General features: G+C 68.5%; 20 protein-coding genes. 11 read left to right on the top strand and 9 right to left on the bottom strand.

Annotated elements, in window-relative coordinates; genetic code table 11:
- The first annotated feature begins 9 nt into the window (after positions 1-9).
- Positions 10-2,556 (top strand): ATP-binding protein, encoded by a 2,547-nt coding sequence (locus ABN028_RS01680; RefSeq protein ID WP_349695346.1) that lies wholly within the window; start codon positions 10-12, stop codon positions 2,554-2,556.
- Positions 2,557-2,633: 77 nt separating this feature from the next.
- Positions 2,634-3,308, top strand: coding sequence for a response regulator (locus tag ABN028_RS01675; RefSeq protein WP_349329022.1), 675 nt, complete (start codon positions 2,634-2,636; stop codon positions 3,306-3,308).
- Here the strand turns inward: ABN028_RS01675 and ABN028_RS01670 are convergent.
- Genes ABN028_RS01670 through ABN028_RS01660 form a run of 3 tightly spaced genes read right to left on the bottom strand, consistent with a single transcriptional unit; the run spans position 3,271 to position 5,982 of the window.
- Entirely contained in the window at positions 3,271-4,020 is a 750-nt protein-coding gene (locus ABN028_RS01670) for a WbqC family protein (protein ID WP_349328922.1), read from the bottom strand. The genes ABN028_RS01675 and ABN028_RS01670 overlap by 38 nt on opposite strands.
- Before the next feature lie 7 nt (positions 4,021-4,027).
- Positions 4,028-4,696, bottom strand: a complete 669-nt coding sequence (locus ABN028_RS01665; RefSeq protein WP_349695345.1) for a YdcF family protein — start codon at positions 4,694-4,696, stop codon at positions 4,028-4,030.
- Positions 4,693-5,982 carry a hypothetical protein gene (locus ABN028_RS01660; RefSeq protein ID WP_349695344.1) on the bottom strand — a complete coding sequence of 430 codons (1,290 nt, stop codon included), beginning with the start codon at positions 5,980-5,982 and terminating at the stop codon, positions 4,693-4,695. The genes ABN028_RS01665 and ABN028_RS01660 overlap by 4 nt, the downstream gene beginning before the upstream one ends.
- Positions 5,983-6,141: 159 nt before the next feature.
- Between ABN028_RS01660 and ABN028_RS35235 the strand changes: the two genes are divergently transcribed.
- A complete protein-coding gene (locus ABN028_RS35235) occupies positions 6,142-6,576 on the top strand; it encodes a zinc finger domain-containing protein (RefSeq protein WP_502879156.1) in 435 nt (144 codons plus the stop codon).
- 71 nt (positions 6,577-6,647) lie between these two features.
- Here ABN028_RS35235 and ABN028_RS01655 read toward each other — a convergent pair whose 3' ends face one another.
- On the bottom strand, positions 6,648-7,292 hold the full coding sequence (locus ABN028_RS01655; RefSeq protein WP_349695343.1) for a ribulose-phosphate 3-epimerase: 645 nt from the start codon (positions 7,290-7,292) through the stop codon (positions 6,648-6,650).
- Between the two features lie 80 nt (positions 7,293-7,372).
- On the opposite strand from ABN028_RS01655, the gene ABN028_RS01650 reads away from it, so the two are divergent.
- Genes ABN028_RS01650 through ABN028_RS01640 form a run of 3 tightly spaced genes read left to right on the top strand, consistent with a single transcriptional unit; the run spans position 7,373 to position 10,157 of the window.
- Positions 7,373-8,413, top strand: coding sequence for a Gfo/Idh/MocA family protein (locus ABN028_RS01650; protein WP_349695342.1), 1,041 nt, complete (start codon positions 7,373-7,375; stop codon positions 8,411-8,413).
- Positions 8,410-9,321: a sugar phosphate isomerase/epimerase family protein gene (locus ABN028_RS01645; protein WP_349695341.1), complete on the top strand. Its 912-nt coding sequence runs from the start codon at positions 8,410-8,412 to the stop codon at positions 9,319-9,321. Before ABN028_RS01650 ends, ABN028_RS01645 begins: the two co-directional genes overlap by 4 nt.
- Entirely contained in the window at positions 9,318-10,157 is an 840-nt protein-coding gene (locus ABN028_RS01640; protein WP_349695340.1) for a DeoR/GlpR family DNA-binding transcription regulator, read from the top strand. The genes ABN028_RS01645 and ABN028_RS01640 overlap by 4 nt, the downstream gene beginning before the upstream one ends.
- Positions 10,158-10,196: 39 nt before the next feature.
- On the opposite strand, the gene ABN028_RS01635 is transcribed toward ABN028_RS01640, so the two are convergent.
- Complete coding sequence (locus ABN028_RS01635; RefSeq protein WP_349695339.1) at positions 10,197-11,375, bottom strand: zinc-dependent alcohol dehydrogenase; 1,179 nt, start codon at positions 11,373-11,375, stop codon at positions 10,197-10,199.
- 134 nt (positions 11,376-11,509) lie between these two features.
- Here ABN028_RS01635 and ABN028_RS01630 point away from each other — a divergent pair, with 134 nt between their 5' ends.
- Positions 11,510-13,102: a phytoene desaturase family protein gene (locus tag ABN028_RS01630; RefSeq protein WP_349695338.1), complete on the top strand. Its 1,593-nt coding sequence runs from the start codon at positions 11,510-11,512 to the stop codon at positions 13,100-13,102.
- A gap of 28 nt (positions 13,103-13,130) precedes the next feature.
- Here the strand turns inward: ABN028_RS01630 and ABN028_RS01625 are convergent, their stop codons facing one another.
- Positions 13,131-13,589 (bottom strand): SRPBCC family protein, encoded by a 459-nt coding sequence (locus ABN028_RS01625; RefSeq protein WP_349695337.1) that lies wholly within the window; start codon positions 13,587-13,589, stop codon positions 13,131-13,133.
- 336 nt (positions 13,590-13,925) lie between these two features.
- Here ABN028_RS01625 and ABN028_RS01620 point away from each other — a divergent pair, with 336 nt between their 5' ends.
- Positions 13,926-15,311 (top strand): class I SAM-dependent methyltransferase, encoded by a 1,386-nt coding sequence (locus ABN028_RS01620; RefSeq protein ID WP_349328932.1) that lies wholly within the window; start codon positions 13,926-13,928, stop codon positions 15,309-15,311.
- 119 nt (positions 15,312-15,430) lie between these two features.
- On the opposite strand, the gene ABN028_RS01615 is transcribed toward ABN028_RS01620, so the two are convergent.
- Positions 15,431-16,306, bottom strand: a complete 876-nt coding sequence (locus ABN028_RS01615; protein ID WP_349328933.1) for a sulfotransferase family protein — start codon at positions 16,304-16,306, stop codon at positions 15,431-15,433.
- Between the two features lie 254 nt (positions 16,307-16,560).
- Here ABN028_RS01615 and pepN point away from each other — a divergent pair, with 254 nt between their 5' ends.
- From pepN to ABN028_RS01600, 3 genes are all read left to right on the top strand, one after another.
- Entirely contained in the window at positions 16,561-19,194 is a 2,634-nt protein-coding gene (gene pepN, locus ABN028_RS01610) for an aminopeptidase N (protein WP_349695336.1), read from the top strand.
- An 82-nt stretch (positions 19,195-19,276) separates the two neighbouring features.
- Positions 19,277-20,128: an alpha/beta hydrolase-fold protein gene (locus ABN028_RS01605; protein ID WP_349695335.1), complete on the top strand. Its 852-nt coding sequence runs from the start codon at positions 19,277-19,279 to the stop codon at positions 20,126-20,128.
- On the top strand, positions 20,079-21,329 hold the full coding sequence (locus ABN028_RS01600; protein ID WP_349328936.1) for an MFS transporter: 1,251 nt from the start codon (positions 20,079-20,081) through the stop codon (positions 21,327-21,329). Before ABN028_RS01605 ends, ABN028_RS01600 begins: the two co-directional genes overlap by 50 nt.
- A 103-nt stretch (positions 21,330-21,432) precedes the next feature.
- Here ABN028_RS01600 and ABN028_RS01595 read toward each other — a convergent pair whose 3' ends face one another.
- Both ABN028_RS01595 and ABN028_RS01590 read right to left on the bottom strand, forming a co-directional pair.
- Positions 21,433-22,107, bottom strand: coding sequence for a hypothetical protein (locus ABN028_RS01595; RefSeq protein WP_349695334.1), 675 nt, complete (start codon positions 22,105-22,107; stop codon positions 21,433-21,435).
- A gap of 142 nt (positions 22,108-22,249) precedes the next feature.
- Positions 22,250-23,293 carry an ArsR/SmtB family transcription factor gene (locus ABN028_RS01590; protein WP_349328938.1) on the bottom strand — a complete coding sequence of 348 codons (1,044 nt, stop codon included), beginning with the start codon at positions 23,291-23,293 and terminating at the stop codon, positions 22,250-22,252.

Genomic DNA, 23,293 nt, shown 5'->3' with positions numbered 1-23,293 from the left:
ATGACAGGTATGGCGCGTGGAAGGCTCCGGGTCTACCTCGGTGCGGCACCGGGTGTCGGCAAGACCTACTCCATGCTCGGTGAGGCACACCGGCGGGCCGACCGAGGCACCGACGTGGTGATCGGCTACGTCGAGTGCCACGGCCGCGTCCTCACCGAACAGATGACCAAAGGCCTCGAACTGGTGCCCCGTCGCCACCTCACCTACCGCGGCAGGATCTTCACCGAGATGGACGTGGACGCGATCATCCGGCGCCACCCCGAACAGGTGCTCGTCGACGAGATCGCGCACACCAACATCCCGGGATCCCGCAACGCCAAACGCTGGCAGGACGTCGAGGAGATCCTCGACGCCGGCATCGACGTCATCACCACGGTCAACATCCAGCACCTGGAGTCGCTCAACGACGTTGTTGAGTCGATCACCGGCATCCGGCAGCAGGAGACCATCCCCGACGAGGTTGTCCGCAGGGCCGACCAGATCGAGCTGGAGGACATGTCGCCTGAGGCGCTGCGCCGCCGACTTGCCCACGGCAACGTCTACCCGCCGGAGAAGATCGACGCCGCCCTCGGCAACTACTTCCGTACCGGCAATCTCACCGCCCTGCGCGAGCTCGCCCTCCTGTGGCTCGCCGACCGGGTAGACGAGGGCCTTGTGAAGTACCGCGCCGACCATCACATCGAGCAACCATGGCCGGCCCGGGAGCGGGTCGTGGTCGCCGTCACCGGCGGACCCGAGGGCGAGACCGTCATCCGCCGGGCCGCCCGGATCGCTGCCCGCGGCGCCGGGGGCGAACTCCTCGCCGTCCACGTCGCACGCAGCGATGGGCTCGCCGACGCCTCACCCAGTGCTCTCGGCCGGCTGCGTACCCTCGTCGAAAGCCTGGGCGGCACCTACCATCAGGTCGTCGGTGACGATGTTGCCAGCGCTCTGCTCGACTTCGCGACCGGAGTCAACGCCACCCAGCTGGTGCTGGGCAGCAGCCGTCGCAACCGCTTCCAGCACCTGCTCCAACCCGATGTCGCGTCGCTGGTCACCCCCCGCTCGGGTGACATCGACGTCCACCTGGTGACCCACGAACACGTGGGTAAAGGCCGACTGGTGCCCCCGCGAAGGGAGCTCAGCCGGCGCCGACTGGTAGGTAGCTGGCTGCTCGCGGTCTTCGGTCCTCCTTTGCTCACCGCCGGACTCGCGGCCACCAGGGACGCGCACGACCTTGCCACCGAGATGCTGCTGTTCCTCACCCTCGCCGTGGGGGTCGCACTGATCGGCGGTGTTCTTCCTTCGCTGGTCGCGGCGGTGGTCGGCGCGCTGCTGTTGAACTTCTACTTCACCGAGCCGTACCACACGCTCATCATCAGCAGGCCGGAGCACCTGCTCGCCGTTCTGATCTTCCCGCTGGTTGCCGGCGCGGTGGCCTCGGTCGTGGGCCTCGCCGCGCGGCGAACGTCCGAGGCGGCACGCGCCAACGCGGAGGCGGCCACCCTGTCCACGCTGGCGGGCAACGTCCTGCGTGGTGAAGGCGCCCTCGAAGCACTGCTCGAGCAGGCTCGGGAATCCTTCGGCATGACCTCGGCGGCACTGCTGGAACGCTCGTCAGGCGACGGCGACGGCTGGACCTGCCTGGGAAGCGTCGGTGCCGACCCGGCGAGCAGCCCGGCCGAGTCCGACGCCGACGCCGCCCTCACCGACTCCCTCGTCCTCACCGTGCGTGGGCGGGCGCTCCCGGCCGCCGACCGGCGGGTGCTCGGGGCCTTCGCGGACCACCTGGCCGTCGTTCTCGAACGTAGCCGGTTGGCCGAGGAGGCCGGCCGCGCCCGAAAGCTCGCGGAGGCCAACCGGATCCGTACCGCCCTCCTCGCCGCGGTCTCCCACGACCTGCGCACACCGCTGACCGGCGTGAAGGCGGCGGTGAGCAGCCTCCGGCAGACCGACGTCGAACTGTCCGAGGACGACCGGGCCGAACTCCTCGCCGGCATCGAAGACTCCGCCGACCGGCTCAACCGGCTGGTCTCCAACCTGCTCGACATGAGCCGGGTGCAGGCTGAGGCGGTGCGCCCGCTGCTGCGCGAGGTCAGGGTCGACGAAGTGGTCCCGGCCGCCCTCATCGGCGTACCGCCAGACTCCGTCAAGGTGACGCTCCCCGAGGACCTCCCCACGGTCCGGGTCGACACCGGTCTCATCGAGCGCGCGATCGCCAACGTCGTCGAGAACGCCGTACGACACAACCCGGCGGGTACGCCCGTCCTGCTCACCGCCAGCGTCCTCCGCGACCGGGTGGAGATCCGGGTCGTCGACCGCGGCCCAGGCGTATCTGACGCGGAGAAGGACCGTATCTTCGAGCCGTTCCAGCGGCTGGGCGACGCACCCTCCGGCACCGGTGTCGGGCTCGGCCTGGCCGTGGCGCGCGGCTTCGCCGAAGCCGTCGGCGGCTCACTCGACGCCGAGGACACGCCAGGAGGCGGCCTCACCCTGGTCCTGACCCTCCCCGCCCCTGGGCGCAGCCCCGACACCCTCATCGACGAACCAGCCGAGGCAACGGAAGTGATCACGTGAGCGAGCGGAGCGAGCGAACCGACGAGCACGGCACGCGAGTTCGCAGCGAAGCAAGAGCCCGCGTGAGCGACCACGCCATCCGCGTGCTCGTCGTCGAGGACGATCCGCACCTCGCCCGCGCTCTCGCCATCAACCTCCGCGCCCGTGACTACGAGGTCGACCTGGCCCCTGACGGCCGGACCGCCCTCGACGTCGCCGCGCGCCAGCATCCGGACGTCGTCGTCCTCGACCTCGGACTGCCGGACATGGACGGTGTTGAGGTGATCGGCGGGTTGCGCGGCTGGGCGCGGGTGCCGATCCTCGTGCTGTCCGCCCGACACTCCTCCACCGAGAAGGTGAACGCGCTCGACGCCGGCGCCGACGACTACGTCACCAAGCCGTTCGGCATGGACGAGCTCCTGGCCCGGCTACGGGCGGCGGTACGCCGGAGCCTGCCCGGCGAGGACGCCGAGCCGGTCATCACGACGGCCGCCTTCACCGTCGACCTCGCCGCCAAGCGGGTCAGCCGGGAAGGATCCGACGTACGCCTCACCCCCACCGAGTGGCACCTGCTGGAGGCACTCGTTCGGGCACCCAACCGGCTGATCGGCCAGCGCCAGCTCCTGCAGGAGGTGTGGGGTCCCGGATACACCACCGAGACCAACTATCTCCGGGTCTACATGGCGCAGCTGCGTCGCAAGCTCGAACCCGATCCCGCCCACCCGAAGTACCTCATCACCGAGCCGGGGATGGGCTACCGCTTCGAGCCGTAGCGGTTTCCAGCGCGGCTTTGACTCGGCCGATCCCATGGGTGGCGATGGCGGCGACGCTCGTCAGTCGGCGAGCGTCGACCCATATCGAGTGAGGTTCCGCCGCCGGCAGCTGCCAGTAGGCGACGTGGATTCCTCGCTGGTGGAAGGGCCACTCGTCCAAGTACCGAGCCCCACCTGTTCCACACAGGTAGGTCGCCTGCCCCACTGCGTGGGTGAGGTCAGCGAGTCTGGCAGACCGTTCTTGGCTGACGTCGAAGGTGCTGCTGGATACGGCGGTGCCGGGCCAGTCGAGAAGGTTGAGCACTGCTGTTGTGGACGCGAGAGCGATGTCGGCCAGCCGGTCGGTCGAGCCGACGAGGTCGGTGAGCTGGTGAACGACATCGCGGACTCTCGACCAGTGTCGGGCGCGACCGTAGTGCTGGGTGAGCATGCCTTCGAGGCGTCGTCGAGCTGTCCTCGGATCAGCAAGCGTGACGCGGTCGATGGGTGTGGACCTCCCGTCCGGCAGGTGCACCGGCAGCGACAGCCACTGATGAGTTTCCGGGGCACCCGGCGTGCCTACGCGACATCGATGCTGGTAGTCCCGGCGGACGAACTGGACGTTGTCGAGGACCACCCACCGGTCGGACGCGTACAGCTTCGCGAGCGTGGAGAGCCTGGGAAACAGGTTCGGTTGGTGGACCGCACAGGCGTGCGGTGGCTTGCCGGCCATGACCCCGTCAAACCGCGGCCAGCCGGGTCGTGTACCCGGCGGCCACCAGCCGGTCGTACGCATTCAGCACGTGGTCGGGGACGTGCTGCGGGATGGCGAAGCCCTTCTTCGGGTATTCGATGACCCGCTGCAAGTCGCCGACGATCATGTCGAGCGCCAGCGGAGGATCCCCGATGCGCTCGGCGTACGCGTCGAACTCCAGCGGCTCCGAGGCGCAAATGACGTCGACGTCCGGCCACATCTTCCGGCAGGTGGCGAAGGCACGTCGTTCCATGTATGCCATGGAGATCAGCATGACGTTGGCTGTTTCGATCCCGGCGTCGGCGAGGAGCTGCCGGGACAAAGTGATGTTCTCCCCGGTGTTCGTGGCCGCGGGTTCGACTAGCACAGCATCAGCGGGCACGCCCAGCTCGATCGCCCGCTCGCAATTGTGCAGCGCCTCGCCGCGGGGGAACCATGCGCGGGTGTCGGGACTGTTTGCGCCTGTGAACAGCAGCAGTGGGTACAGGCGGCGGCGGAACAACTCGGCTGCGAACGACGCGATTCCGGGGTCTGGGCCACCCAAGCAGATACCCACCGAGCATGGCCGAAGCTGGTGGTGCATCTGGTGGAAGTCCCAGATGAGGGCGGCATCCTTGCCGTCCTCATCGGTCATCGGTCGACGTCTCTTACTCACTGCAGCCTCCTGCCCGGCCGTTCGGGAATCCGTTGGATCCGCTCAATCCACTGGAGCTGGTGCGCCAGTCCGTAACGGGTGGCTTGGTTGCGCGCACGCGACAGGACCGCGAGTCCCTCGGTGCAGGTGCCCGGATCCGAGACAAGGACATGCCCGTGCGCGGTATCTAGCCGCACCTGCTCCAACGGCGAGTCGGCACGCCGGTAGGACAGGGCGACGTCGATGGATCGGGTAGCGCCCGCGAGGTCGGCGGCAGCCAGGTGGGCAAGGGCCCTTTTCTGGTGTGCGACACCCCAGTCGTCTGCCTCCCCCTGCTCTTCGAACATGCGGCTCGCGTGATCGATCTCAGCGACGGCTGAAGCGATGTCGCCAGCCTTGGTGAGAGCGGTACCGATCCACAGGCGCGCCTGTGCACGTTCGTAGTCGCGAAGTCTTTGATCCTCGGCGAGGCTCTGATACATCCGAGCCGACGCATGCAGGTCACCAGACATCTCGACCGTGATGGCCCGTGCCAGGTCCACCTGAGCGACGCGGCGCTGATTGTCGAGTTGGGTGAACAGGTCCGACGCCCGGTCATAGGCGTGTCGCGCCGACAACGGCCCGAAGAGACGTCCCTGGTAGCGGCGCATGTTGCCAAGGAGCATCAGCGATCGGCCGCGCAGATGGCGGCCGCGCTCGTCGAGGTCGGTCAGCGGATATCGATTGAGCCACCGCTCAAGCAGGAGCTGCGTGGTACGAAAGGCGTCGCCGTTCAGGTACACCACCGCCCGGTCGAGGTCGTCGGACCACGACTCATAGTCTGGCGGCGCGAGCACCGGCGGGTGGTCGGTCTCGCCCGGGTCCGCCGGACAGTAACGAATCAGGGCTTCGACCAGCAGCGGATCGAGTACCGCTCGTTCGAGGTGTCGTTGCACGGTGTCAGGTTCCCGCGCGTAGCCACGTCCGGTATACGCACGGTCGGCCAACCGGCGGCGGTCGTTCAGCGGCGGTGGTGTGCTGCCACTGTCGACGTGGAACAGCAGCCGAGCGGCGACCCGCATCGCCGGTGTCGGGAGTGCAGCGAGTACGTCATCGAACGCTCGCCGATTGTGGGCAAGCAGCGTCACTGAGTCCATGGGACTGACGCGCCCGGTCCCGAACGTCGCGTTCAGTTCGGGGTAGCGGTGGGGCCGCAGGGTGAGGTCGGCCAGTCCGGCCTGACGAAGCCGGCGCAGCTCAGTTCCCAGCGCCCGCGACACCTCAATGGCGTCCGGGGGATCCGCACTATTTCCGTCTTTCGTCAGCACCTGCTCCGCGAATCCTGAGTGTGATGGTAGCCATCAGTCGTTACGGCACATCTGCGTCCCAGGGTAGGCCGACCGTGCTTGCGGCGGCGGTCATGCGCCGAGAGACACGGCGTTCCTGGCGGGTTAACCGCCCGCCTTTGCGTCGCCGTACGACTGTGAATGATCCGGATAAGTGGCAGGCAGGTCAAGCCAACCAAGCAACTGAGGAGATGCGCCGCAATGGACGAGCGATCCAACGGAGATGAGGGCAGTGAAAGCAGTGTGGAAGACCGCAGAATTCGTCATCTTCGCAATGCTCGGTGTCATCTGGACGGTGGTGGTAGGACGATGAGTCGCGAATCACCAAACCTCAAGTCAGGACTCGTGGCCTGGGTGTGGGATAGCAGCGTCCTCAAGGACCGTGGCTATACGCAGTCAGACTTGACGACTCTCGCACGAGTTCTGCTGAGACCCTGCCCACGGTGTCACGCCAAGCCCGGAGACTGGTGCACCAGCACCGGTAGCGGCCGTCCCATCGAAAGCCTCGACCATCAGCACGTCTCGCGGCGGAGGCCTGGTCGAGCACAACACAGTGACACGCGATCCAAACCGTAGGACCAAACGAAGCTTCGTAAGCAGTCGAGCAAATCGGTTCGCGAGGTTGCTCGACTAGATCGGCGAGAGCGCTACGTCAGCGCCTTGATCTCGGTCACGGCCTTGCGGGGGTCCTGGGCATCGAAGACGAGTGACCCGGGCACGACGCCGTCGGCGCCTGCCGCGGCGAGGGCCGGCACCGTATGACGACGGATGCCGCCGTCCACGACGAGGAGCGGCCGGTCACCCGTGCTCCCGCGCGCCTCGGCGAGCGAGGCGACCCGGCCGGCGGTCGCCGGATCGAGTCCGACGCCCCTGACGCCGATCGCGGTCCCGAGCACGAGGACCCGGGAGACGGCCGGGAAGTGGGCGACCGCCTGGTCGATCCCCTGGTGGGTCTCCAGGCCGAGGGAGGGCTGGCACCCGAGGTCCCGGATCCGTTCGAGTGTCGCGTCGATGTCGATCCCAGGACCCATGTGCACGGTGATCATGTCTGCTCCGGCGTCGGCGAACCGGTCCGCCCAGTACGCGGGGTCGGTCACCATCAGGTGGACGTCGAGCAGCGCGGTGGTACGCCGGCGGAGGGCGGCGACGAGATCGGGCCCGAAGAGCAACTCGCGCGTGCGGTGCCCGTCGAAGACGTCGATGTGGAAGCCGTCCACGACGTCGGCCAGCGCCTCGACCGCGTCGCCGAGGGCGAGCAGGTCCGCCGACCACAGTGAGACGTACGCCCGCATGGGTGATCCCTCCGGTTGGCCACAGGTTTAGGTTCGTTTAGACTCGATTTACGAGCCAAAACGAGCGGAAACGAATCTACATGAAGATCGACAGCGTCCGACTGGGCGTCATCGGGTGCGGGCGAATCGCCCAGGTCGCCCACCTCCCCGCGGTCGCCAAGGCCGACGGAGTGCAACTGGTCGCGGTCAGCGACCCGAGCGAGACGCTCGCGCACGGCGTCGCCGCCCGCTACGGCGTGACCGGCTGCACCGACACCGGCGAACTGCTGGGGCATCGGCTCGACGCGGTGCTCATCGCCGCACCCGACCGGCTGCACCTTCCGCTGGGCGTCCGGGCGCTGGAGGCGGGCAGGCACGTCCTCGTCGAGAAGCCCGCCGCCGACACCGCAACCCATGCCGCCGAGTTGCAGGCCCGCGCCGAGTCCGCGGGCCGCAAGCTCCAGGTCGGCTCCATGCGACGCCACGATCCCGGCATGGCGTACGCCAAAGCCGCGATGGCCGAGCTCGGCACCATCCTCACCGCCACCAGCTGGTACCGCATTCCCGCAACCCTCCGCCGGCCCACCGAAGCGGCGTTGTTCCCGGCGCTGGTGGTCGACGAGGACGTCCGCGCCCGGGAGGCCGGCTTCAAGGCGGATCGGGACCGCTACCTGCTCCTCACCCATGGCGCGCACGTCTTCGACACGCTCCGGCTCCTCGTGGGCGAGCTCACGAACGTTCGTGCCCAGCTGGCCCACCATGGCCGCGACTACAGCTGGCATGGGACGTCCCGGCTCGCAGGCGGAGGCCTCGTCACGTTCGAGATCTCCGCCGACGTCCGCGGGGAGTACGCCGAGGGCATCGAGATCTACGGCGAACACGGCCACCTGAGCATCCGTTCGGACTTCCCGTTCTTCCGCCATGCCAGCCGCGTCCGCGTCCATCTGGACCGCACGCGCGAGACACGCACACCGGAGTTCGGTGCAAGTGACCCGTACCAGCGGCAGGTCGAGGCGTTCGCCCGTGCGATCGCGACGGACGCCCCGACCGACCCGTCGGGAGTCGACGGTGTGGCGGCGCTCCGGCTGATCGAGGCAGTGGCGACCAGCGCGGCAGCCGACGGCAAGGAGGTCGAGCCGTGAGCGGGACGCCGAAGCGGGCACCCGTCAACGCCGCACCCGGTCCACGGGTGGAAACCGAAGTCGGCATCTTCGCGCGGACGTTCCGCCGGTCGAGCGCCGACGCGGTCGCCCACGCGGTCGCCGACGCGGGGTTCGGGCTCGTCCAGCTCAACCTCAACGCGTTCGGGCTGGCGACCATCCCCGCAGCCGATGACGTCGAACGGATCGACTACGCCGGAGTCCGGGCGAGTTTCGCGCGACGACAGGTGCGCACCTGGGGCGTCTCCGCGACCTACAACTGCGTGCATCCCGACGGAGTCCGCCGCAGTCGCGAGACCGGGGCGGCAGCCGCGTTCATCCGGCACGCGGGCCAGCTCGGCGCCGACGTGGTGACGTTGTGCTCCGGCACTCGCGACCCCGACGACATCTGGCGGCGGCATCCCGGCAACAACGACGAGTCGGCCTGGCATGACCTCCGCACCACCCTCGACCGGTTGCTGGCGGCCGCCGCGGCGGCGGGTGTGCGGCTCGGCATCGAACCCGAACCCGGCAACGTGGTCAGCGATGCCGTCCGCGCGCGCCGGCTGCTCGACGAGCTGGGTCCGGACGCCGACCTGATCAGCATCGTCCTCGACCCCGCCAACCTGCTCACTCCCGTGACCGCAGCGGGGCAGGACCGGATTCTCTCGGAGGCGTTCGACCTCCTCGGCTCATCGGTCGGGTGTCTGCACGCGAAGGATGTGCTGCCCGCCTCGGGTCACGCAGCCGCCGGCACCGGGCTGCTCGACTACGACCTGGTTCTCAGCCTGCACGCCGCGCTCCCTCGAGTCGTCCCGCTGATCATCCAGGACGCCACCGAGGACGACGTGCCGCGCGTCCGAGGTTTCCTCCTCGACCGCCTGCACCGGCATTCGCGGAGGGTCCCGTGACGGCGGCGAAGCACGAGGGACGAGCCTTCACCGAGGAACGCAGGGCACGGATCCTGGAGATTCTCGACGCGCGCGGTCGGGTGCGCGTGGCCGAGCTCGCCGACCTGCTCGCGGTGGCCGAACCGACCGTACGCAAGGACATCACCGACCTCGACCGGCAGGGTCTGCTTCGGCGTACGCATGGCGGCGCGCTCGCCCTGCGACCGGCGTACGAACCTGCTCTGGCCACCCGGGTCGAGCGGAACGTCGCCGCCAAACAGGCGATCGCGCGCGCCTGCCTGACCATGATCGACGACGGTGACGCAGTGTTTCTCGACAGCGGCAGCACGATCCTCGCCCTTGCCGAAGAACTCCGGCTGGCCGTCGCCAGTGGTCATCCCTCCCGTGCCGGCGGACATCCCTCCCACGTCAACGTCCTCACCAACGCGCTCGGTGTCGCACAGGTGCTGGCCGACGTACCCACCGTGCGACACACCGTCGTCGGTGGGCAGTTCCGCACGTTGGGCGGATGCTTCGTCGGTCCGCTGGCGCTCGAGTCCATCCAGCAGTTCACCGTCAACACCGCCTTTCTCGGTGTCACCGGACTGTCGACCTCGGGTTTCACCGTGGCGGACGTCGCCGACGCCCAGCTGAAGAACGCCGCCATGGAGCGGGCGCGCAAGGTCGTGGTCGCCATGGACCAGCAGAAGGTCGGCGCCCACGATTTCCGGAAGGTCTGCGACCTCGACCGGATCGACACCCTCGTCACCGACACCGACGACCGGCACCTGCGTCAATGGTGCGCGGATGCCGGCGTCGACCTGGTGATCGCCGCGGCGGTGAGCCGGCGCGCCTGACCTCCGCTCAGGGATCAGCTGCGAACGTGGCACGTGCGGTCAGGGACGGATCAGGACCTTCACGGTTCCGTTCTTCTTCTGGAACATCTCGTACGCACCCGGGGCCTCGGAAAGCGGTACGTGATGGGTGGCGAACTCGTCCACGCCGAGCGGGTCCTCGTCGGTCAGGAGCGGCAGGAGGTCGTCGACCCATCGCCGGACGTTCGCCTGCCCCATCCGAAGCTGGATCTGCTTGTCGAAGAGGGTCAGCATCGGCAGCGGGTCGGCCATCCCGCCGTAGACCCCGCTGACGGAGATGGTGCCGCCGCGCCGGACGATGTCGATCGCCAGATAGAACGCATGCAGCCGGTCGACCCCCGCCTTCGCCATCACCTTCTCCGCCACCGCATCCGGGAGCAGGCCGACGAGTTGGTGGGCCACCTTCGCCGCCGGTGTGCCGTGCGCCTCCATGCCGACCGCGTCGATCACGGCGTCGGTACCGCGTTCTTCGGTCATGTCCCGGATCACGTCGGGCAGGTCGCGGGTGTGCTCGCGCAGGTCCAGCACCTCGGCGCCACGCCCGCGTACCCGCGCGAGCCGTTCGGGTACGAGGTCGACGCCGATCACGCGATATCCGCGGTGGAGGGCGACCCGGCTGGCCATGTCGCCGATCGGTCCGAGTCCGAGGACGGTGACACTGCCACCGTCCGGGACACCGGCGTACTCGACCGCCTGCCATGCCGTGGGAAGGACGTCCGACAGATAGACGAACCGGTCGTCGGCCGGCCCCTCCGGCACCTTGATCGGGCCGAACTGTGCCTGCGGCACCCGCAGGAACTCCGCCTGCCCGCCAGGAACCTGGCCGTAGAGTTTCGTGTATCCGAACAGCGCGGCCCCCATGCCCTGCTCGCGGACCTGCGTGGTCTCGCACTGCGTGAAGAGCCCCTGCCGGCACATGAAGCAGGCACCGCAGGAGATCTGGAACGGCACCACCACCCGATCCCCGGGCGCGATGTTCTCCACGCCGGAGCCGACTTCCATGACGATGCCCATCGGCTCGTGGCCGAGGACGTCACCCACACTCAGAAACGGCCCCATCACCTCGTAGAGGTGCAGATCGGACCCGCAGATCCCGCTCGAGGTGATGCGGATGATCGCGTCGTTCGGTTCCTGGATCGCGGGATCGGGAACCTCGTCGACGCGGACATCACGCCTGCCGTGCCAGGTCAGTGCCTTCATGGCTGAACACTTGCCCGACACAACGGATGGTTACGCACGTCGAGCGGTTGGCGGGGCGACCGTTTCCGCGCGCCCAGCCGGGGCAGCACTGACGGCGTACGGATTGGTCGATCCCGTGCCGGAAGGGCGCCCTGATGCCTGTCGAAGTCGTCGACGCGGTGGTGGTCGGCGCCGGCCCGAACGGGCTCGTCGCCGCCAACGTGCTGGTCGATGCCGGCTGGGATGTCGTCGTGCTGGAGGCGACCGACGAAGCCGGCGGGGGCGTCCGTAGCGCCGAGCTCACCGCGCCCGGGTTCGTCAACGACGTGTGCAGCGCGTTCTATCCGCTGAGCGTGGCGTCGCCGCACATCACGTCGCTGGAGCTGGGGAGGTACGGCCTGACCTGGCGGCACGCTCCGGCCGTCCTCGCCCACATCCTGCCCGACGGTCGCTGCGCGGTGATGTCGCGGGACGTCGCCGCCACGGCCGCGTCCGTCGCGGAGTTCGCGGCCACGGACGGCGCCGCCTGGGAGCGGGAGTTCGCCCACTGGATGCGGATCCGCGACGACCTGGTGCAGACGCTGCTACGACCCTTCCCGCCGGTACGCCCGGCCGCCCGGCTGCTGCGTACGCTCGGCGCCGCCGATGCCCTGCGGCTGGCCCGGCTCGGCATCATGCCGGCGCGGCGGCACGTGCAGGAGTGCTTCGAGGGCGAAGGCGCACAGCTGTTGATGGCCGGGTGCGCGCTCCACACCGACCTCGGACCCGACCACGCCGGCAGTGCGGTGTTCGGCTGGTTGCTGGCGATGCTCGGGCAGGACGTCGGGTTTCCGGTTCCCGAGGGCGGCGCCAGTCGGATCACCGAGGCACTCGTCCGCCGGTTCACCGAACGGGGTGGCAGGGTGGATCGCGGCCGGGCCGTCCACGACGTGCTCGTCGCTGGTGGCCGGGCGCTCGGGGTCCGTGACGCCGGCGGCGGGCTGGTCCGGGCCCGGCGGGCGGTGCTCGCCGACGTACCCGCACCGACGCTCTACCGCTCCCTCGTGGGCGCCGGCCACCTGCCCGCCCGACTGGTCGACGACCTGGACCGGTTCGAGTGGGACTACGCCACGATCAAGATCGACTGGGCACTCTCCGGTCCGATCCCGTGGACGGCCCGTGCGGCGGCGGGCGCCGGGACAGTGCACCTCGGAGCCGACCTGGACGGCCTCGTCGGTTTCGGTTCGGACCTGTCCCGCCGGCGGATACCCGAGCAGCCGTTCATCCTGCTCGGGCAGATGACCACGGCCGACCCGACCCGATCGCCAGCCGGAACCGAGACGGTGTGGGCGTACACCCATGTCCCTCGTGGCGGGCGGTGGGACGCGGGCCGGCTGGTCCAGTTCGCCGAACGCATCGAAGGGGTCATCGACCGGCACGCGCCCGGCTTCTCCGGGCGGATCCTCGAGCGGTACGTCGCCGGGCCGGAACAGCTCGTGGCGCACAACCCGAGCCTCGTCGGCGGCGCGATCAACGCGGGGACGTCGGCGCTGCACCAGCAGCTGGTGTTCAGGCCCGTGCCGGGTCTCGCCCGGACCGACACACCGATCGACCGGCTCTACCTCGCGAGCGCGTCCGCGCACCCGGGCGGAGCCGTCCATGGCGCGGCAGGTGCGAACGCCGCCCGCGCCGCGCTGGTCCGGTCCGGTATCGCCGGTGGTGTGTACGCGGCGACGATCCGCGCCGGTCACCGCCTCATCTACGACTGACGTACGTACGGCAGGCGACCGGACGGACCTACGACGGACGGGAGGGCTGCGGGCTACGCCCTTCGGCGAGGTCGACGAGCCGGTTCAGGCTCTCGTTGTTCCGGGGCCGGAACAACGTGGCCTGGGCGGCCTTCGGGAGCGACCTGAACGGCCCGTCCGCGATCTCCTCACCCAACGTGATCTCGCAGCCTCCGCCGTTTCGCGGGTCGAGACGCACGCGGACCCGCGCTGCACCGACTGGCCATATCCGGGCATGCACCTCGAGCAGGGAGTTGGCCTCCATGGCGAGGACCTCGGTCGCGTCCTGGATCACCAGGGGCCACGGTCCGACGTTGTGGTGGATCTGGCTGCCGACGGCCGGCCAGTCCGGGTCCACCTTCCGGATGTGGGACGCACCCACCACCCAACTTGCGTACGACCAACCGTCCGCCAGCACCGCGAACACCCGTTCTGGCGACAACGCCACTGTCCGGTTGACCTCAATCATGTCCACCCTCGCGGTGGTCGGAGCCGGCGATCTCGGCCGGAGTCGGGCAGCACTGCACAGGCGACCTCCTCATGCGGGTACGAGCGCTCATGCGGGTACGAGCGCCCTTGCCCGCTGAGCCTGTCCACAAACGCTGTCGCCGCAGACCCGCCATGCCATGGCCCACGCGGCCGGACCCACCCCACGGCGGGGGTTGTTCCGACGGCGGTTCGAAGGGCCTCGCCAACCCGGATCAACACGGGCATACAGCAGCTGATTGGCTGCGGGGTAACGCCAATCTGACCGGTTCATGTAGACCCTGTGACGTGCCGGAACCGTGCTGTATCGTGTCCGGCCATGCGTCTGCTGGTGGGTCCCACATGTGCAGGAAAGTCCACGCTCATCGATCGCTGGAGCGAGTTCTTCCCGGGAAGTGATCCCGGCAAGGTCCACTTCGCCTTCGAGATCGGCGACCAGTCCGCAATACCGACCGGTGTCGATGACGTCGTGCACTACAACCTCCTTCGGGGCTACCGGCGTAAGGCACCGAAGGCGATCGGGACAAGTGTGAGTCCGCTGCTGCCCGAGTTCCTCGACGCCGCGGACGAGATCATCGTCGTGGGTGCCCCGCTGTCGGTGCTGGTGAAGCGCGGCGCGGGGCGGACGAACATCGAGCCCAACCACGAACAGCACGCGCACCGGCAGTTCAACAAGGAGTTCTGGGGCGGCGTACTCATGTCGCGCCATCTGGCGCAGGTCTTCGAGCACCTCGCCCTCGACCTGGACCGCTTGGGCAAACCCTGCCGCTACCTGTGCTCCAACGGTGACCTGCATGAGGACTTCCGGGAGTTGTCGCGCTGGGACTTTCCCCGGCTGGCTCTCGATGACGCGGAGGAGATGTGCAGGCGCGGGCATCCCGAGCCCGTCCTCGAGGTGAGCGAAACCTCTTACCAGGCTGACTATCGCGAAGGCTCCGCCAGGTCAGCACGCTCGGCAACCATGGCGCGGGCACTGCGGATGCCGGTGGACGGCAAGCGCGTGCTGGACATCGGATGCGCCGAGGGTGCCGCCGCGTTGAGCGCTCACCGGATGGGGGCGAAGGTCACGGCGATCGAGCCGTGGGGGCGCAGGTTCGAGCAGGCGAAGGCGATCGCGAAGGCATTGGACAGCAAGATCGACCTGCGCAACGTCACCCTGGACGGCCTTTCCGAGCCACCGAACTCCTTCCACGTCGTCCTTGCCCTCAACGTCATTCACCACCAACCGGATCCGTTCGCGTTCGTCCAGCGCGTGGCCGACCTCGCGTCGTCCCACCTGGTGCTGGAATATCCGGGCATCAACGACCGCAGGTTCAGGTCGACGTTCGACCACGAGGGTGACCTGCCGGAGGAGCTTCCGCTGATCGGCGTGAGCACCGTGAAGCAGGACCAGACCTTCGTCTTCAACCCGGCCAGTCTTGAGAGGTACCTGCTCGACACCCTGGCCATCTTCGGCAAGCACGAACTCATTCCTTCGCCGAAACCGAACCGGTGGATCTCTGTCTTCTCGCAGAAGAGGCCTTCGGCACGAGGGAAGGCGGGACAGGACTCACGCCCGGACTCGGAGTCCGCAACGCGCGCCGATGAGGTCATCCAACTCAAGAATGCCCTGCGCAAGATGCAGCGGAGCCGGTCGTGGCGCCTGACCGCCCCACTGCGCCAGGCCAAGACCGGCCTGCGCCGAGTCAAGCGCCGGTTGGGGTGAGCCCTGCCGTCACGGCAGATAGAACCTACCGTGACGGTAGCTATGCCCAACCGTCACGGTACATGGCCTCACCATGACGGTAGCTAGGCTCCACCGTCACGGCAGGACAGGCTCCCGCGTCAGGTCATGTAACCCCATGAGCGGGCGTACGGTCTGACTTCTTCGGGAACTTCCTCGGGGTCGGGGAGCGGACGACCTTCCTGGATCCGGCCGCTGCGAATCTTGCTGCTCCAGTCGCCGATGAACGGCCGGAACTTGCCATGCTTGCTCTGGCCGTAGTCCAGCATGCGGGCATCCCACCGGATACCCAGGAACCGGCAGATCTCCTTCGTCACGCGCGCGGGGTCGTCGGTCAGGTCCTCGTACCGGACGACGAGCCCGGGTAGGGCCTGCTTCGCGGCCTCCACGCCCTTGAGGTAGGTCAGCGCCTCGTTGATCGTCGGCTCCAGCTCGCGGTCTGGCCTGGTCTCCATCAGTGACGCGACGATCGAGGCCGGATGGCGTAGCAGGAAGATGAAACGGGCGTTCGGCCAGCAGGTGGCCAACCGTTCGTACACGTTGGCGTTGCCGGGAGTCTTGTCCACGAAGATCCGCTTGCCACTGCGGGACAACTCGTGGTGCAGAACGCGATCCCATAGCAGGTGCTCCAGCTCGTCCTTGTCGATGCCGAGTTCCTTGAAGGCGATCTCGGCGTAGCGCTTCTCGAACTCCACCCGCAGGCAGCGAAGGTGGAGTTCGTGCGGGGCGCAGATGTCCGGGTGGGTGTTGAGAATCACCCGCAGCAGCGTCGAGCCGGACCGGACCGACGAGATCACGAACACCGGCGAGGGAACGAGCCGGCTCTCCGCCGGTGCCTTTGCGATCGGCTTGGGTGACCGCTGCCTCCACCGGGAGGACGCTCGGACCAACCTGCGGGCCCGCTTGGCCGTGTTGTACAGCCGTGGATGGCGCGCAAGCCGCGCCTTGAGCTCGCCCCGTAACTGCGGCGACGTCATGTGGTTTGCCTCGGCTTCCGCGTCTGTTCACCAACCTGACGGTCAAGGGATGGTAACGGTGATCACTGAAAAAGCCGAACCACGTAAGCGAGACGGCCAGATGCGGAACGTCCACATCGACTGGTGGTCACCGCATGACTACCCGGAGCGGGCCCTCGCCGGTCCGATGTGGTCTCGGCGGCTGACGGCTCACCTCTTCTCTGCGGCAGCGTGCCCCTCGCGCGTACGCGGAAGGGTTTGACACGATGGCGACCATGCCCACGTCGTTGACCCTCGCCGAGGCCCAGCGGCGTGCCCGGCTCGTGAACGTGCATGCGTACTCCGTCGATCTCGACTTCACCCGTGGCGAGGAGGTGTTCGGCTCCTCGACGGTGATCCGGTTCGGGTGTACCGAACCTGGTGCCGCGACCTTCGCCGAACTCCGGCCGGTCACGTTGCACAAGGCGGTGCTCAACGGTCGCGGACTGGATCCCGGCTCGCTGCGCGACGGCAGGCTGCCCCTCACCGACCTCGCGGGCAACAACGAGCTTCGCGTCGAGGCGGACATGCGCTACACCCGCACCGGCGAAGGCATGCACCGCTTCACCGATCCCGCCGACGGCGAGGTCTACGTCTACACGCAGTGCGCACCCGACGAGGCGCCGGGGGTCTTCGGTTGCTTCGACCAGCCCGACCTCAAGGCGTCCTTCGACATCGCCGTCACCGCACCAACGCACTGGACCGTGCTGAGCAACGGCGTGGCTGAGTCCAGCACCAACGGGCGTTGGAGTTTCGCGACGACCCCGCCGATCAGCACCTATCTGGCCGTCGTGGTCGGCGGTGCGCTGCATTCGGTGCGTACGGAACACGACGGTATCCCGCTCGGCCTGCACTGCCGGAAGTCGCTCGCACCTTCTCTCACAGCGGATTCCGAGGAGATCTTCGACATCACGAGGCGCAGCTTCGACCGGTACCACGAAACGTTCGCAGAGCGGTACGCCTTCGGCAAGTACGACCAGGCGTTCGTGCCCGAGCTCAACTGGGGTGCCGTCGAGAACCCTGCGTGTGTGACGTTCAGCGAGAACCACGTGTTCCGCGGCGCCGTCACCGACACCGAACGCCAGACCCGCGCCATCGTGATCGCGCACGAGCTGGCGCACATGTGGTTCGGCAACCTGGTCACGATGCGGTGGTGGGACGACCTGTGGCTCAACGAGTCGTTCGCCGAGTACATGGGCTACCAGGTGGTCACCGACACCGGTCTCATGCCCCATGCCTGGACCAGTTTCGCCGTTTCCCGCAAGCCCTGGGGATCCGACGCCGACCAGCGTGCCTCCACCCATCCCGTCGCGGCACAGCGCATCGACAACGTGGCCGACGCACTGGTGAACTTCGACGGCATCTCCTACGCCAAGGGCGCCTCCGCCTTACGGCAGCTGGTCGCCTGGGTCGGCGAGGAGGCCTTCCTCGCCGGCGTCAACGCACACTTCGCACGTCACCGCTTCGGCAACGCCGGGCTCGCCGACCTGGTTGACGCGCTCGCCCGGTCCAGTGGGCGTGACGTGCACGGGTGGACAGAGCGGTGGTTGCGGACGAGCGGCGTCGACACGATCCGCGCGGAGCTGACCGACCGGAACGGCACGGTGACCTCCGCCGACCTCATCCACACCGGAAGTGGTGGCGGCAAGGAGGGCTTACGCCCGCACCGGATCGTGGTCGGCGTGTACGACCTGGGAGAGGACCACGCCGGTGTGCGCCGGCTGGTGCGGCGCGAACGGTTCGAGTCGGACCTTGCCGCCGACCCGGTGCCGGAGCAGCGTGGCCAGGATGCGCTCCGGTCCGCCCTGACGCCGCTCGTGGGTGCGCGGCGTCCCGACCTGCTGGTCCTCAACGACGGCGATCGCAGCTACACGAAGGTACGCCTGAACGCTCGATCCTGGGCGACGGTCACGGAAGCGCTGTCCACCGTCGACGATGCGCTGACCCGGGCCCTGCTGTGGTCCATCGCCCGAGACATGGTGCGCGACGCAGAACTCCCGCCCGCCGAGTACATCAACCTCGTCGAAGCCCACCTCCCTGCCGAGCCCGTCGTCGCCATCGTCGAGGCCGTGCTGGCCTTCGCCCGGCACGAGGTCGCTGACCGTTACCTGGCACCGGACGGCCGCGCCGCCGCGCTGGGCACGCTGGCCGGCGCCTGCCGCGCCATTCTCCGACGTACGACTCTCCGGCGTGCGACTCTCCGGCGTGCGACTCTCCGGCGTACGACAGGGAACGACGAGTACGACGCCGGCGTAGGACTGGCCGCCCTCCGCGGGCTCATCGAGTCGGAGGAGACCGGCGGCGGTCTGGACGAACTCCAAGGCTGGCTCGCGAACGAACGGATCCCCGGTGGTCCCGCCCTGGATCCCGAACTGCGCTGGCTGCTGCTGCGGCAGCTCTGCATCGCCGGTGCGGCCGGTGAGCCCGAGATCGCGGCGGAGCTGGAACGAGATCCCAGCGGTGTCGGCCAGCAGCGGGCGACCACCTGCCGCGCTGCTCTTCCGGACGGTGCGGCGAAGGAGCGCGCGTGGCGGCAACTGTTCGCCGACGGCGAGCTGTCCAAGCAGCTCCTCGACGCCACGGCGTCCGGCTTCTGGCAACCGAGCCAGCCGTCGTGGACGGCGGGCTTTGTCGAGCGGTACTTCGCCGAAATCCCGAAAGCCGGGCGCCTCGGCCAGGCGGTGGCCGCCGCGCTCGGCCACACGCTGTTTCCGGCCCACGCCGCGACGCCTGCGACCGTACGCCTCGCCGAGGAGTGCCTGGCCCGTGACGACCTCACGCCCACGCTGCGGCGATTCCTCGGTGACCGGCTCGACGATCTGCGCCGCGCCGTCCGGGTCCGCGCCGACAACGCACCGGAGGCCAGCTGATGTCCCTCGCCGGTCGGGTGGAGCAACCCGTCCTTGACAGCCGCGTGCTCGCCTCGAATCTCCCTTCGGCGGCTCGCAGTATGTGAACTCCTCGGCTCTTGGCGACTACGAGACCTACCTCTGTGACGAGATCATCTCCTACGTCGACAGCCACTACCGAACGCTCGCCGACGCCGCACATCGCGGTATCACCGGCAAGAGCAGTGGCGGCTACGGCGCGATGGTCCAGTCGATGCGCCATCCCGAACTCTTCGGCGCGGCGGCCTCGCACAGCGGCGACATCTACTTCGAGCTCGGCTATCTCCCCGATCTCGCCAAGCTGCACGCGAACCTGCAACGTTTCGGCGGCCTCGACGGCTACATCGAGAAGATTCCGGCGATCAACCCGAAGACACATGATCCGTTCTTCTCCGTACTCGGCATGCTCTGCTATGGCGCGGCCTTCGCGCCGAACCCCGAAGCCCACCGTGGTTTCGACCTGCCGATCGACCTGGAGACCGGTGCGCTACGCCAGGACGTCTGGAAGCGCTGGCTGGCGTGGGATCCGGTCCGGCTCATCGACCGGCCCGAGTACCAGCGGGCGTGGCGCGGGCTTCGCCACCTCTACCTCGACGTCGGGTTGTGGGACGAGCTGAACTTCCAGATCGGTACGCGGGTAATGGCGGGAAAGCTTGCCGAGCTGGGAATCCCGGCCGAAGTGGAGTACTTCGACGACGGCCCACATGGACGTGTCCTACCGCTACGACATCTCCCTCCCACGCCTGGAGGCGGCCCTCCGCGCCTAGTCCGCTGCCTTCGACGGATAACCGCCTTACGCCCAGCGGTCCTCTGCTGTCAGCGGATCCGATGGACAGTGTGTCCGCCGGTCGTCAACCCTTGCCTCCATGTCACAGGGCGAGGGCCGACGTCACGGCTCCCTTCTTCGCCACCATGACTTTCGGCTCGCCTGGTGCGCCCATGCCGTGAGCCTGACCGGCACGGCTGTGACAAGAGTGGCGCTCCCACTGGTCGCGATCGACACCCTGGCCGCCTCGCCGTTCGAGGTCGGGGTGTTGGCAGCGATGACCTGGCTGCCGCAACTTCTCCTCTGCCTACCGGCAGGCGTGTGGGTTGACCGTGTGCGCCGGCGACCGACGATGGTGGTCGCCGATCTGGGACAGGCGCTCCTCGTGTCGCTGGTACCGCTGGCCGCGTGGGCTGGGCTGCTCCAGTTGTGGTTGTTGTATGCCGTCGCGGCGACGACCGGTGCGCTGTCGATGCTGTTCGGACTGGGCTGGGCCGCCTACCTTCCGGCTTTGATCGGCCGCGACCGACTGGTAGAAGGCAACAGCACGCTCGAGGCGACGCGCACCGTTGTCGGTATCGGCGGTCCTGGGCTGGGCGGCCTCCTCGTCCAGGCGATGACCGCGCCGTTGGCGCTCATCGCCGATGCCGCCAGCTTCGTCCTTTCCGCGCTCGGGCTCGCCCGGATCCGGGTCACTGAGCCCGAACCTCTCCCACCGGACCGCGCGGCGCTCGCCCAGCTTGGTCAAGGATTCCGCTTCCTTGTGGCACGTCCGATCGCCGGCGTCTTCGTGGTGTTCTTCACACTCGCTGCGGTGGTGGTCACGGCCCAGCAGGCCCTGCTGGTGATCTTTCTCGTTCGTTCCGTCGGGTTGTCGCCGATCTCCATCGGTACCTTGCTGGCGCTAAGCGGAGTCGGGGGGTTCGTCGGCGCTCTGCTCACTCCCCGCCTCTCCACGCTCCTCGGCACCGGGCGCGCGATCTGGCTGGCGATCGGGATCACGTTTCCGTTCGGTCTGCTCATCCCGCTGACCCGACCCGGGCTCGGCCTCGCGAGCTACGTCATTGGCGCCGGTGTCCTCGCGGCCGGAATCGCCGCTACCAACATCATCGCTTTCAGCTTCCTGTTGACCATCACTCCCAGCGACCTCCTCGGCCGGGTGGCATCGGTCGCACGTGTGCTCCAGAACGCGGGTCACGTGCTCGGCGGTCTTGCTGGCGGTGCCCTCGGCGGCTGGCTCGGCGTACGACACGGCTTATGGGTGGTCATGGTCGCACTTGTCGCGGTGGCGGCGTTCGTCACCGCTTCGCCGTTGCGCCGTATCCGCGACCTCCCGACCTACCCGGAATGACCTGAGCCTGCGCTCGCCTTCGCCTTTCTCAGGTCGTTTGGCCGATGGAGCACGTTGGACGACCTTGAACGGCAGGTGTGGCGGCCGTTCAACCTCGCACTCCTCAGTCGTCGGCGTACTCGAAGAAGAGTCCGTGCTCGCCCTGCGCCACTTCCACCCGGTGGTGGTCGCCCCGGTCCGTCGTCGAGTAGCAGTAGAAGCCGGTACGTCCCATCGGCACCAGCTTCTTCTCCGGGATGCCGTCGTCGCAGCGCAGGTCGGTGGCGCCGGTCGGACTCGCGTCGCGCCAGAAACCGGCGAATGCCCCCTCCCGGGTCAGGATCGCTTTCTCGCTCTTCGCGTCCCACTGGAAAACTGCCATGCCGAGGCCCGTGGTGACGTCGGTGATGGAGACCGTGTACGGAACGTCGATCCCGTCATAGGTGACGGTGCAGCCAAAGTCCTGTGCGCTGTCCGGTACCTCGGCGAGCTCGCACTCGACGCTTGTCTGCCGGGTGACGCCGGCTCCCTCGATCACCTTCCGCTGCAGGTCGTACGCAATCTCGGCCATGCCGCCGTTCTCGGGCTCCGGAACAGCCGGAGACGGTTCCGCCGTACCGGTGGCGGGTTTCGACACTGCCACTCCCTGGTTGGCCCACGGGTCGCGGATCTCGAACCAGTAGAAGGCGGCCGCGGCCAGTACGACGAACACGACCAAACCGAGGCAGCCCTCGGCCGACGGCGCGCCAGTTGACCTGACCTTCGGCACGCGGCTGGCACCAGGCGTCGGACTGGACACGCACTTCACCCCCGTGGGAACCCCCGGCGTCGGCTGCCGGGGCCGGATCACCCGTGACAGGCAGCAATGCTCGACAGGTGGGTGAGGCAGTTCAAGCCATCCCGGCGCCCGCGCGGCGAGGACGGCCCTGAAATCAGCGCTCTCAGGGACCGCGACGTCCGAGCAGGTGTGCGCCCAACGGGGTGAGGGTGTGAACGACGGTGTTGACGACCCGGCGGCTGGCGATGAGGCCGGCTTCGCGGAGTACGGCAGTGTGGTGGCTGATAGTTGCCGGTGACACGCCCACGTGCGAGGCAAGGCGCTTCGTGGGGCGTCCGTCCCCGATGGCGAGCAGCACCGCCGCGCGGGTCGCGCCGAGCAGGTTCTCCAGTGCCTCTTGGCTCCACCCCGCCGGCCGAGTGAGTGCCCCGGCCTGCGTGGGCACGACCGCGGGCGCCAGGGCCGTCCCGTACGCCGCGGCCGGGTAGACGAGGACCGGCTGCATGTCCGAGTCGACCAGCGCAACCGGGAAGCGGTCGCAGAAGTACGACGGGATCAGGACCAGGCCGCGGCCGTCGAGCCGTACGGTGAGCTCGCGGGGATAGGCCGCCAGAAGCGTGGGTTCCTGCCAGCGGGCAAGGGGCCAGAGGCTGGCCAGCAACCCGTTGACGCCGCCGTCGGCCAGGCTCTGCGTGCGCACCGCACGGTCGGCGTCGATGCAGACCGAGAGCGGTTCCATCGACGGCGCGAGCGCGACGTCGTAGTAGGACCGCAGCGCACGCCCCAGCGAGTGGCGCATGGCGCGGTCTCCGGCAGCGAGTTTCTTCGCCCAGCCAGGCACGGCGGTCCGGGACGCCATGATGGCGAACTGCTCCGCCATCGTGGCTGACGGCGTGCTCACCACCGCATCGATTCCGGCGTCCACACCTTCCGCGGCCTCACCGGGGGTGAGAAAGTCCGGGAAGTACGTCGCCACAGGGGCGAGCGGGAACAGCAACCTTCTCACCTCGGCGGCGATCCCGCGCTCACCCACCTGCCGGGCGACCTGGGCCCGCCACCTCTGGTGCCGAGCCGGGGATCTGCGGCTCTGCAGCACGTGCAGGCTGAGGACCAGTTCCCACAGGGGATCCGGCGCTGACGCGACCCGGGTGCGAGCGACGTCGGCAGCCGTGAAGTGGATCTTCAGCACATCCACATGGTGACTCAC

It is taken from the genome of Actinopolymorpha sp. B17G11 (assembly GCF_040196095.1).
Lineage (GTDB): Bacteria > Actinomycetota > Actinomycetes > Propionibacteriales > Actinopolymorphaceae > Thermasporomyces.
The sequence above is the reverse complement of the archived record's forward strand: the minus strand, read 5'-3'. Positions and strand labels throughout refer to the sequence as shown.